The sequence below is a fragment of the Ruegeria sp. HKCCA4633 genome (assembly GCF_013034605.1).
Classification (GTDB): Bacteria; Pseudomonadota; Alphaproteobacteria; order Rhodobacterales; family Rhodobacteraceae; genus Ruegeria.
In genome coordinates, this window is the sequence record NZ_WQGJ01000002.1 from 565,766 (window position 1) to 576,640 (window position 10,875).

Annotated in this window: 10 protein-coding genes; all 10 read left to right on the forward strand. The window is 59.2% G+C overall.

What is annotated here, in order from left to right; genetic code table 11:
• Window positions 1-12: 12 nt before the first annotated feature.
• The 10 genes from GOV85_RS09100 (at window position 13) to GOV85_RS09145 (ending at window position 10,766) form a co-directional block, all read left to right on the forward strand.
• Complete coding sequence (locus GOV85_RS09100; protein ID WP_171177173.1) at window positions 13-1,536, forward strand: nitrite reductase; 1,524 nt, start codon at window positions 13-15, stop codon at window positions 1,534-1,536.
• Window positions 1,493-1,756, forward strand: a complete 264-nt coding sequence (locus GOV85_RS09105) for a hypothetical protein (protein WP_171177174.1) — start codon at window positions 1,493-1,495, stop codon at window positions 1,754-1,756. The genes GOV85_RS09100 and GOV85_RS09105 overlap by 44 nt, the downstream gene beginning before the upstream one ends.
• Before the next feature lie 88 nt (window positions 1,757-1,844).
• On the forward strand, window positions 1,845-2,309 hold the full coding sequence (locus GOV85_RS09110) for a DUF2946 family protein (RefSeq protein WP_171177177.1): 465 nt from the start codon (window positions 1,845-1,847) through the stop codon (window positions 2,307-2,309).
• A 44-nt stretch (window positions 2,310-2,353) separates the two neighbouring features.
• The gene (locus GOV85_RS09115) at window positions 2,354-4,477 is read left to right on the forward strand and encodes a NosR/NirI family protein (protein WP_217358287.1); all 2,124 of its coding nucleotides are present in this window, start codon (window positions 2,354-2,356) and stop codon (window positions 4,475-4,477) included.
• A 15-nt stretch (window positions 4,478-4,492) separates the two neighbouring features.
• Window positions 4,493-6,400 carry a TAT-dependent nitrous-oxide reductase gene (gene nosZ / locus GOV85_RS09120; protein ID WP_171177182.1) on the forward strand — a complete coding sequence of 636 codons (1,908 nt, stop codon included), beginning with the start codon at window positions 4,493-4,495 and terminating at the stop codon, window positions 6,398-6,400.
• A gap of 3 nt (window positions 6,401-6,403) precedes the next feature.
• The gene (locus tag GOV85_RS09125; RefSeq protein ID WP_171177183.1) at window positions 6,404-7,660 is read left to right on the forward strand and encodes a nitrous oxide reductase family maturation protein NosD; all 1,257 of its coding nucleotides are present in this window, start codon (window positions 6,404-6,406) and stop codon (window positions 7,658-7,660) included.
• Entirely contained in the window at window positions 7,650-8,543 is an 894-nt protein-coding gene (locus GOV85_RS09130; protein ID WP_171177185.1) for an ABC transporter ATP-binding protein, read from the forward strand. Before GOV85_RS09125 ends, GOV85_RS09130 begins: the two co-directional genes overlap by 11 nt.
• Window positions 8,540-9,361, forward strand: a complete 822-nt coding sequence (locus GOV85_RS09135; RefSeq protein ID WP_171177187.1) for an ABC transporter permease — start codon at window positions 8,540-8,542, stop codon at window positions 9,359-9,361. Before GOV85_RS09130 ends, GOV85_RS09135 begins: the two co-directional genes overlap by 4 nt.
• The gene (locus GOV85_RS09140; protein WP_171177189.1) at window positions 9,358-9,873 is read left to right on the forward strand and encodes a nitrous oxide reductase accessory protein NosL; all 516 of its coding nucleotides are present in this window, start codon (window positions 9,358-9,360) and stop codon (window positions 9,871-9,873) included. The genes GOV85_RS09135 and GOV85_RS09140 overlap by 4 nt, the downstream gene beginning before the upstream one ends.
• Window positions 9,870-10,766, forward strand: a complete 897-nt coding sequence (locus GOV85_RS09145) for an FAD:protein FMN transferase (RefSeq protein WP_171177192.1) — start codon at window positions 9,870-9,872, stop codon at window positions 10,764-10,766. Before GOV85_RS09140 ends, GOV85_RS09145 begins: the two co-directional genes overlap by 4 nt.
• Window positions 10,767-10,875 lie beyond the last annotated feature (109 nt).

The window sequence follows — 10,875 nt, forward strand, 5'->3', positions numbered from 1 at the left end:
ATTTGGAAAAAGATGAAGATCGGACTGTTGTGTTCCGTTCTGACGGCTGGTTCGGCATGGGCCGACGCGCCAGCGGATTACGCTGAGCACTGCGCGTCATGCCATGGCGAGAACCGCTTAGGCGGCGTTGGGCCAGCTTTGATCCCCGAGACGTTAAAGCGAATGCGGGGACCGCGGGTTGCAGCGGTGATCGCCGAGGGCCGCACCGCGACACAGATGCCTGCGTTTTCACATGAGCTCGACGCTTTGCAGATCGAAGAACTGGCGGGGTGGCTAAAATCTCCGCTCGAGAGCGACCCGGAATGGGGTGAAGCTGACATCATGGCCAGCCGTATTCTGGACGAGGATTACACCCCGGTCGAAGCACCCGTGTGGGATAGTGACCCGATGAACATCACGCTGGCGGTGGAGACCGGTGATCATCACGTCAGCGTTCTGGATGGCGACACGTTTGAAGTGCTGGACCGGTTCGAGACCCCTTTTGCCGTTCATGGCGGGCCAAAATTCAGCCCAGATGGCCGATACGTTTTCATCATGTCCCGCGATGGCTGGGTTCAGAAATACGACATCTGGGCGTTGAAGCAGGTTGGACGCGTTCGCGCGGGCCTCAACAGTCGCAACATCGCCATGTCAGGCGACGGAAAATGGGTGGCCGTTGCAAATTACTTGCCCAACAGCCTGTCCCTGCTGTCGACCGCGGACCTCTCGGTTGCCACTGTCATTGAAGTCAAAAGCAAGAAAGGCGTGCCCAGCAGGGTGTCTGCCGTCTATCAGGCTCCACCGCGGGAGAGCTTTGTTTTGGCCCTGAAGGACGTGCCCGAAATTTGGGAGGTGTTCTATGGTGCCAATCCGCCGCAATTCGGAATCGGGCATGATTTCCGCATTGAAGGCCAGTTCAAGAATCCTAATCCTTTCCCCGTGCGCAAGATCACCACGCCAGACTATCTGGACGATTTCTTTTTCGATCAGAGCTATGAGTTTGTCATGGGGGCGTCCCGTGGTGGCAAAGGCGGTCAGGTGATTGATCTGGTGATCGGGCACAAGGTCGCCGATCTGGATCTACCGGGGATGCCGCATCTTGGTTCTGGGATTACATGGAAGCATGGTGATACGACCGTGATGGCAACGCCGCACCTGACCGACGGCACAGTTTCCGTGATCGATATGGAAAGCTGGGAAACCGTCAAACGGATCAAGACAGAGGGACCCGGGTTCTTCATGCGCAGTCATGAAAACTCGCCTTATGTCTGGGCCGATGTGTTTTTTGGCCCGAACAAGGACGCGATGCACGTGATCGACAAGCAGAGCCTTGAAATCGTGAAAACTCTGCGCCCCGCGCCAGGCAAAACCGTGGCTCACGTGGAGTTCACCAAAGATGGTAGCCACGCGCTGGTTTCGATCTGGGAAGATGATGGCGCAGTGATCGTCTATGACGCGCAGACGCTGGAAGAAGTCCGTCGCCTGCCGATGCGCAAACCGTCTGGAAAGTACAATGTCTGGAACAAAATCACCTTCTCGGAAGGCACCAGCCACTGACGGCAAATGGCCGGTTTGGAAACTTGCCATTCTGCTCTATCCCGCCACGGCTCTGACCGTGGCTATCAACCTGTTTTTGTTGGGTTTAATCTCACACGGCATCGGGTTCGGAGCGATTGAACCAGTTCCCGCACTTCTGTGGTCCGTCCCTTTGGGCATTCCAGCGACATGGCTGGCAGGCCGCTGGGTACGCGGTTTGATGGACGAAGCAGACGGCTGAGCAAAGAGTCCGTCTGCCTAACCAAAGTCAAGTATCGGCAAGCAGGAATCCCATACGGTTCAGGAAAGACTTCCGAGTTGGATTCTCCATGTCCGCCTATCACTTTCTCCACATCCTCCCTGACCGCGTCTTGCGTGCGGTCTGTGGAGTGGCGGGCGCCCTTCTTCTGTTGTTGCAAATGCTTGGTCCTGTGCTGGCGAGTCCCGGACAAAGCATGTGGGTAGAGATCTGCTCGGAGGCAGGCGCGGTTTGGGTTGAGGTGGACCTTGAAGAGGAAAACACCGATCCAACCGCGCCCTGCCCGAAATGCGCCGACTGTGCGCTATGCGCGGTAACAACAGCCGGACCTGTGCCAGACACTCCGCTGCTGGTCGCGGACCGCGCCCAGCAAATTGTACTCCCTGGGATTGGTGATCCGTGTAATTACCATAACTCGAAACGACTGTGGCCCGAAACCCGAGGGCCCCCGTTTACGACCCAAGAAGAATCTGAACGCGCCCTGCGCGCGTCCATGGCGTCCACCCAAATATTCGGAGGTGCGCCGTGGTCGTAAGTCGCGCAATCCATTTCCTGCTGGCTTTCTCCCTGTCCTGCCTGATGGCGATCAGCGCCCATGCCGACAGTCTGGCCAGTTTCCTGCCCGAGATTGAACCCGCCGATCTGGCCCCCGGTGCCGATTCCTTTGGCCCGGTACGTGACGACGTTCCGGTAGCGCCTGTCCTGAAGGATGGCGAAACTGTCGCCTGGGCATTCTTGACGTCTGACTTTGTGGGCACGACAGGGTATTCCGGCAAACCCATCCATGTGGTCGCCGGTATCGATGAGGATGCGGTGCTGACTGGCGTGCAACTGGTCAAGCATTCGGAACCCATCGTTCTGATCGGGATCCCCAATTCCCGCATGGTCGAGCTGACCGAAGGCTATGCCGGTCTGGACCTTAGGGTCGAGGCCGAAACCGGTGGCGAGGGGCATGACCTCGACATCATCTCGGGCGCGACGGTCACGATCATGGTCATCGACGACAGCCTTGTGCGCGGCGGCATCAAGGTGGCGCGGGCGCTGGGGCTGGGTGGGTTGTCTCCGCTGCAGGCCGATGGACCGAAGCGCGAGGTCGATCTGGCGCAGGATGCGGTTTACGACTGGACCACCCTGTCGGGCGAAGGCTCGGTCCGGCGGCTGACGCTGGATATCGGGCAGGTCAACGCGGCGTTCGAGGCCACTGGCGATCAACGGGCCATCAAACGCCCGGAACCAGGCGAACCGGATGACACCTTCATCGACATGCATATGGCGCTTGTCTCGGTTCCGTCGATCGGCAAGTCGCTGCTGGGCGAGGCCGAATATCATAACCTGTTGAACTGGCTGGATGAGGGCGAGCAAGCCATTCTGGTGCTGGGACGCGGGGCTTACAGTTTCAAGGGATCGGGCTATGTGCGGGGTGGCATCTTTGACCGGATTCAGCTGATCCAAGGCGACAGCTCGGTGCGCTTTTTTGACAAACAACAGCGCCGTTTGGGCAAGGTTGCCGCGCCGGATGCACCCAGCTTTACCGAACTCGACATCTTCAAAATCCCCGCCGATGCCGAGTTTGATCCGGCTGAACCGTTCCGTTTGCAACTGCTGGTGCAACGCGCGATTGGTGCTGTCGAAAAGACATTCTTAACCTTCGATCTGGGTTACAAGCTGCCGGAACAGTACCTGCTGCCGGTCGCCGCGCCCGTGGTGGTCGATGACGCCACCGGTGAAGCCGCCGCCAAAGCCGCACTATGGCAGCGCATCTGGAAGGACCGTACTGTCGAGATCGCGGTTCTGGGTGTGATGCTGTTGGTGCTAACAGCGACGTTCTTCTTCCAGTTCCATGCCACCATGGACGCGCGTGTCTTCTACTGGTTCCGCATCGGATACCTGACCATGACTCTGTTCTTCATCGGCTGGTACGCCAATGCGCAGCTGAGCGTGGTGAACCTGATGGCGCTGGCAGGCAGCCTGCGCACCGGTTTCAGCTGGGATGCCTTCCTGCTGGATCCACTGGTGTTCATCCAATGGTTCGCCGTGGCCGCAGCGCTGCTGTTTTGGGGGCGCGGGGCCTATTGCGGCTGGCTGTGCCCGTTCGGCGCGCTGCAGGAACTGACCAACAAGATCGCGCGGGCGTTCAAGGTGCCGCAATGGACTTTGCCCTGGGGTCTGAACGAACGGCTCTGGCCTGCGAAATACATGATCTTCCTTGGCCTCTTTGGCCTAAGCTTTGTGTCAATCCCGCTGGCAGAAACCTATGCCGAGATCGAACCGTTCAAGACCGCGATCATTCTGAAATTCATGCGCGACTGGCCATTTGTGGTCTTTGCGCTGGCTCTGCTGGGGATCGGGCTGTTCATCGAACGGTTCTACTGCCGCTACCTCTGCCCGCTGGGCGGGGCGCTCGCGATCCCAGCCCGTATCCGCATGTTCGACTGGCTGCGCCGTTACAAGGATTGCGGCAGCCCCTGTCAGACCTGCGCCAACGAATGCCCCGTTCAGGCGATCCACCCCACAGGCGAGATCAATCCGAACGAGTGCGTCACCTGCCTGCATTGTCAGGTGCTCTACCAGTCCGAGGACAAATGTCCCGTCGTTATCCGCCAGTTGAAACGGCGGGCCAAGACAGGGTCGGTCACACCTAATACCCCCCTCGGGCAACCACCGGCGAACCATCCGAACGCCAAACCGCAATCCGTTTCCTAAAAAGGAGGAACGATCATGTCGGAACATGACAAGAAACTAAACGTCACACGCCGCGGGCTGCTGGGTGCATCTGCAACTGGCGCCGTGCTGGCCGGGACCGGTCTGGGCAGCACCCTGATGACCGCCAAAGAGGCCAGCGCCGCCGCTAATGCTCATCTGGAGCCCGGCGAGTTGGACGAGTACTATGGCTTCTGGTCCTCGGGCCAGACCGGTGAGCTGCGCATTCTGGGCGTGCCCTCGATGCGTGAGCTGATGCGGGTGCCAGTATTCAATCGCTGTTCGGCCACCGGCTGGGGTCAGACCAATGAGTCGCTGAAAATTCTGACCGAAGGCCTGCTGCCCGAAACCAAAGAGTTCCTAGCCGCGAACGGCAAGGTCACCTATGACAACGGGGACCTGCACCACCCACACATGTCTTTCACCGATGGCACCTATGATGGTCGTTACCTGTTCATGAACGACAAGGCCAACACCCGTGTGGCTCGCGTACGCTGCGACGTGATGAAATGCGACAAGATCATCGAGATCCCGAACGCACACGATATTCACGGCCTGCGTCCGCAGAAATATCCACGCACCGGCTATGTCTTTGCCAATGGCGAACACGAGGCACCGCTGGTCAACGACGGCCAGATTCTCGACGATCCGTCGCAATACGTGAACATCTTCACCGCCATCGATGGTGATACGATGGAGATCGCGTGGCAGGTGATGGTCTCTGGTAACCTCGACAACACCGACTGCGACTATCAGGGCAAATACGCCTTCTCCACCTCATATAACTCGGAAATGGGCATGAATCTGGCCGAGATGACCGAGAATGAACTGGACCACGTGGTCGTATTCAACCTGAAAGGCATCGAAGAGGCCGTTGCTGCCGGCAACTATCAAGAGTTGAACGGCGTCAAGGTCGTGGACGGGCGCAAAGAGGCAGGCGGCAACCTGACCCGTTACATCCCGATCCCGAACTCGCCGCATGGTGTGAACGCCGCGCCCGACAAGAAGCATATCATGATCAACGGTAAGCTTTCGCCGACCGTGTCCGTGATTGATGTCGAAAAAGTGGACGCGCTGTTTGCAGACAACGCTGACCCGCGTTCCGCGATCGTGGCTGAACCGCAGCTGGGTCTTGGCCCGCTTCACACTGCGTTCGACGGTAAGGGCAACGCCTACACCACCCTGTTCCTGGACAGCCAGGTGGTGAAATGGGACATCGCCAAGGCCATCGAAGCCTATGGTGGTTCGGACGTTGATCCGATCCTCGACAAGGTGGATGTGCAGTATCAGCCCGGCCACAACTCGACCTCGATGGGTGAGACCGCCGAAGCCGATGGCAAGTGGCTGATTTCGATGAACAAGTTCTCGAAAGACCGCTTCCTGAACGTGGGTCCGCTGAAGCCTGAAAACGAGCAGTTGATCGACATCTCGGGCGACAAGATGAAGGTAGTTCATGATGGCCCGACCTTCGCGGAACCGCACGACTCGATCCTTGTGCACCGGTCCAAAGTGAACCCGGTCAATGTCTGGGATCGAAATGATCCGATGTGGGAAGATGCCCGCAAACAGGCCGAGGCCGATGGTGTTGATCTGGACGAAGGTGCCGAAGAGCCCATCCGGGACGGCAATAAGGTCCGCGTCTACATGACCTCGACCGCGCCAGTTTTCAGCATGGAGAAGTTCACAGTCAAACAGGGTGATGAAGTAACCATCTATGTCACCAACCTGGATGACGTGGATGACGTGACCCACGGGCTGTGCCTGTCGAACTTCGGTATCGCAATGGAAGTGGCACCACAAGCCACCGCGTCTGTCACCTTCATCGCCGACCGTCCTGGTGTACACTGGTATTATTGCCAGTGGTTCTGCCATGCGCTGCACATGGAGATGCGCGGCCGGATGTTTGTTGAGCCGCGGAGCGCATAAGCAATGCGCTGGTCCCTGCTCATACCGCTCCTGCTCGGCTCGCCCCTTTGGGCGGCGGACTGGGATGTGCCCAACCGGGCGGGGGCCATCAACGAGATACTGGCGCAGGCGGCGGATGGAGACACCCTCCGCCTGAGCCCCGGTGTTTATACTGAAACGTTGGTTCTGGACCGGCCCGTCACCCTTGACGGGCTGGGACAGGCCACCATCGACGGACAAGGCCAAGGCAGCGTTATCACCGTGACCGGGCCGGGCGTGACGGTGCGCGGGCTGACGGTGATCGGCTCAGGCTCGGACCATGACGGGATCGACAGCGGAATCCAGCTGACCAAGACGGCATTCGCACCGGTGGTCGAGGATAATGTCCTGCTAGGCAATCTCTATGGCATCGACATCCACGGTGCGAAAGACAGCATCGTGCGGCGCAACCGGATCGAAGGACGACAAGACCAGCGCATGAACGACCGCGGCAATGGCGTCTATGTCTGGAATGCGCCGGGTGCGCGGGTTGAAGACAACGACATTCGCTATGGCCGCGACGGGATCTTTGTGAATTCGTCGAAGAAGAACACCTTTACCAGCAACCTGTTCCGCGATCTGCGTTTCGCGGTGCATTACATGTACGCGGACAATTCAGTGGTCAGCGACAATGTCTCGATCGGTAACGATCTGGGCTACGCGGTGATGTTTACGACCAATGTGACCGTGGCCAACAATGTCTCGATTGGCGACCGCGAACATGGCGTGATGCTGAACTATGCCAACAAGAGCGTCATCACCGGCAACGTTGTGAAAGGTGCGAAAGAGAAATGCACCTTTCTGTATAACTCGAACAAGAACGAATTCACCGACAACTGGTTCCAGGGGTGCGGCATCGGCATCCATTTTACCGCTGGTAGCGAGCGCAATCGCATCGTTGGAAACGCCTTTGTCGGCAACCGGACACAGGTGAAATACGTCTCGACCAAGTGGGTCGAGTGGTCTGAGGACGGGCGCGGAAATTACTGGTCCGATTTCGCCGCCTTTGATGTGGACGGCAACGGCATTGCCGATGCCCCCTATCGCCCCAATGACTCGATGGACCATGTGCTGTGGACCCAACCCGCAGCCAAACTGCTGCTCGGCTCCCCTGCCGTGCAGCTGGTGCGCTGGTCGCAATCGGCCTTCCCGGCGCTGCTGCCGGGGGGTGTGATGGACAGCAATCCACTGATGCAAGCCCCTGAACCCCCAGCAATGAAAAAGGTGCCTCATGACGGATAAGGCCCTGTCAATCGACCATGTTCTCAAGGACCGAGGCAAAACCCGCGTCCTTGACGACATCACCCTGTCTCTTGCCTCTGGACAGCGCGTTGCGCTGCTGGGCCATAACGGCGCGGGCAAGTCGACGCTGATCAAATCCATCCTCGGCCTGACGCCGATCAACGGTGGAACAATCCGGATCGGAGAGGCAACCCCGGGCAGCGCGCAAGCGCGGCGCGAGACGGCCTACCTTCCCGAGGCAGTGTCGTTCCACCCTGCCCTGACCGGACGCGAGCAACTGACTCTGTTTGCGAAACTGTCCGGCGCAAAAGCTGATGTGCCCGGCCTTCTGGAACGCGTTGGCCTGAGCGACGCGCTGGACCGCCGGATTGGTGCCTATTCGAAAGGCATGCGGCAGCGATTAGGTCTGGCGCAGGTGCTGCTGGGCCAGCCAAAAGTGGCGCTGTTAGATGAGCCGACAAGCGGCTTGGACCCGATTTCCCGGCAGGATCTTTATGCCATCATCGACGAGCTGGCTGCGCAAGGCACCGCCGTACTGATCGCATCCCACGCGCTCACCGAGGTCGAGGCTCGCACCGATCTGATCGCTATCATGCGCAAGGGTCAGATGGTCGCCGACGACACGCTGAACAATCTGTCGGCTTTGGCCGGTCTACCGATCCGCTTGAAAGTACGCGCCAGCGTCAATGCTGATGCCTTGGCCGCCGAATTGGGCGGCAGCCGCATCAACGGCGCGTCGGTGGAACTACTCTGTAGCCCAGCCGACAAGATGGAAGCCCTGCGCCGCATCGCTGGCATGGGCGACGCGGTGGCGGATGTCGAGATGACACCGCCGAAACTGGAAGACCTCTATCGCCATTACGCACAGGAGGAATTGAAATGACCCGCTTCCTCGCCGTCACCCGCACCGAAATGCTGATCCTGAGCCGCAACCGCTGGCTGCTGGTTGCGACATTGATCATGGTGCTGTTCGCTTTAGCCCTTACATTTGCGGGCAGCGCACCAACCGGCACACTGGGCGTGGACATGCTGACCGTCTCGGTCGCGTCGATGACCACCTTGTCGGTCTATCTTGCGCCCTTGCTGGCCCTAATGATCTCGTTCGACGCGATTGCAGGCGACTTGGATCGGGGCAGCCTGTCGCTGCTGTTGTCCTACCCGGCGGGTCGCGGGGAAATCCTGTTGGGTAAGTTCACCGCCCATCTGGCGGCGCTGGCCTTTGCCATGGCCGTCGGCTTCGGCACCGCAGGCGCGGTGGCCGCGTTCTTTGGCGGCGCAGGGCCCGAAAGCCTAATGGCACTGGCGCGCCTCATCCTCACTTCGATCCTGTTGGGCGCCGTGTTTTTGGCGCTGGGATACCTTCTGTCTGCCCTGGCAAAGGGGGCCACGGCGGCGGCGGGTTTGTCGGCCGGGCTCTGGCTGGTTTTTGTCGTCCTCTATGATCTGGGCCTGTTGGGGGCCGTCGTCATGGACAAGGGCGGCACCTTCACCCAATCCGTCTTTCCATGGGTGATGGTGGCCAACCCGGCCGACGCATTCCGACTGTGGAACATCGCCGCGACCGAAGGCGTGGCCATGGCATCCGGCATGACCGGGGCTGCGCAAGCCCTTCCCGTCTGGGCCGCGCCTGCGTCTCTGCTGATCTGGCCCGTGTTGGCCTTCGCCCTCGCCCGGCTTGCATTCCGGAGGGTTGAACCATGAAACGTCTCGCGCTGATCGCGCTGGTCGCGCTGGCGGCTTGCAAGGAAGAGGTCGCCGAAGCCCCCGATCCGGTCGATCTGACCCCAGATGCGCTGAGTTTCTTCTGCCAGATGAACATCGCCGAGCATGGCGGACCCAAGGGACAGATTCACCTGGAAGGCTACCCAGCCCCACTGTTCTTTGCGCAAGTGCGGGACATGGTGGCATATCTCAAAAGTCCGGAACGTGACGCGAAAATCACGGCCGTTTATGTCAGCGATATGGGAATTGCGCCAAGTTGGCGCCAGCCGGGGATATCCAACTGGATCGCCGCAAATGACGCGACCTTTGTCGTCGGCGGCAATGTGGCCGGGGGCATGGGCGCGCGCGAGGTGGTGCCGTTTGCCAATCCCACTGACGCTCAGACATTTGTTGACACTTACGGCGGGACGGCGATGCCCCTTCCAGACATCCCCGATGCAGAAGTGCTCGGCCCTGTTGATCTTGATCTGTCGTTGGAGACCCCTGTATGACCGCCCTATCCCGCCGTCGATTTCTGTTTATCTCAGCCGCGTGCGCGGCGGCGAACCCGGCATGGGCCTCGGACGCGCGATGGAATGGAACGGCGTTGGGTGCTGCTGCAAGTTTGCGGCTGGTTGGTTTGTCGAACACGGATGCCGCACCGATCATTGCTGCTGTTGAAGCGGAAATTTCCCGACTGGAAGACATCTTTAGCTTGTACCGCCCAGACTCGCAGCTGAGCCGGTTGAACCGGGACGGTGTACTTACTGCTCCGGCTCAGGAATTGTTGAATGTGTTGAGCTTGTGCACAGCCCTGCACCAAGCTTCGAAAGGTGCGTTCGATCCAAGTATTCAACCGATGTGGTTGGGTTTGGCGAACGGGGCTCGCCCCAAAGACTTGATTGAGGCTCAACGCCTGGTTGGTTGGGAAAAAGTGTCTTTTGACGCGTCTAATGTGCGCCTTCCGGATCCGGGCCAATCGGCCTTGACGTTGAACGGCATCGCGCAGGGTGCCATCACCGATCGCATCGCTGCTCTGCTACGCGACTTTGGCTTGCGAGATGTTCTGGTAAACATGGGAGAGGTCGCCGCTTTGGGCACGCGAAGCGATGGAACGCCTTGGAAAGTTGGGTTGGCCAAACCGGATCAAAGGGTGTTGAAACGCATTGCGTTGCGGAACCGCGCCGTTGCTACGTCGTCATCCTTGGGCACACAGCTAGGTCACGGGCTTGGACATATCCTCACCTCTGCAGGGCCAGTGCGCCGCAACAGAACAGTTTCGGTTTCAGCACCGAACGCAAGCCTAGCAGATGGGCTTTCAACCGCCATATGCGCCGCCCCAGACAGTCACGCAGAGGAAATTGTTCAACGGTTTCCCGGCACCCGGATTGAATTGAACGCCTAAGAAAGCCGCCAAAGTGTCAAAGTGATCAATAAAATTTCTGAACGAATATGACTTGGATCAAGTCAGATTCGCGACTTGGCGGTTATCAAAACAAACACGCGAACAAAAA

Excerpts from the sequence above, each read along its gene's own strand:
- GOV85_RS09100 (WP_171177173.1), top strand. The coding sequence starts at position 13 with ATGAAGATCGGACTGTTGTGTTCCGTTCTGACGGCTGGTTCGGCATGG.
- GOV85_RS09105 (WP_171177174.1), top strand. The coding sequence starts at position 1,493 with ATGTCTGGAACAAAATCACCTTCTCGGAAGGCACCAGCCACTGACGGC.
- GOV85_RS09110 (WP_171177177.1), top strand. The coding sequence starts at position 1,845 with ATGTCCGCCTATCACTTTCTCCACATCCTCCCTGACCGCGTCTTGCGT.
- GOV85_RS09115 (WP_217358287.1), top strand. The coding sequence starts at position 2,354 with ATGGCGATCAGCGCCCATGCCGACAGTCTGGCCAGTTTCCTGCCCGAG.
- nosZ (WP_171177182.1), top strand. The coding sequence starts at position 4,493 with ATGTCGGAACATGACAAGAAACTAAACGTCACACGCCGCGGGCTGCTG.
- GOV85_RS09125 (WP_171177183.1), top strand. The coding sequence starts at position 6,404 with ATGCGCTGGTCCCTGCTCATACCGCTCCTGCTCGGCTCGCCCCTTTGG.
- GOV85_RS09130 (WP_171177185.1), top strand. The coding sequence starts at position 7,650 with ATGACGGATAAGGCCCTGTCAATCGACCATGTTCTCAAGGACCGAGGC.
- GOV85_RS09135 (WP_171177187.1), top strand. The coding sequence starts at position 8,540 with ATGACCCGCTTCCTCGCCGTCACCCGCACCGAAATGCTGATCCTGAGC.
- GOV85_RS09140 (WP_171177189.1), top strand. The coding sequence starts at position 9,358 with ATGAAACGTCTCGCGCTGATCGCGCTGGTCGCGCTGGCGGCTTGCAAG.
- GOV85_RS09145 (WP_171177192.1), top strand. The coding sequence starts at position 9,870 with ATGACCGCCCTATCCCGCCGTCGATTTCTGTTTATCTCAGCCGCGTGC.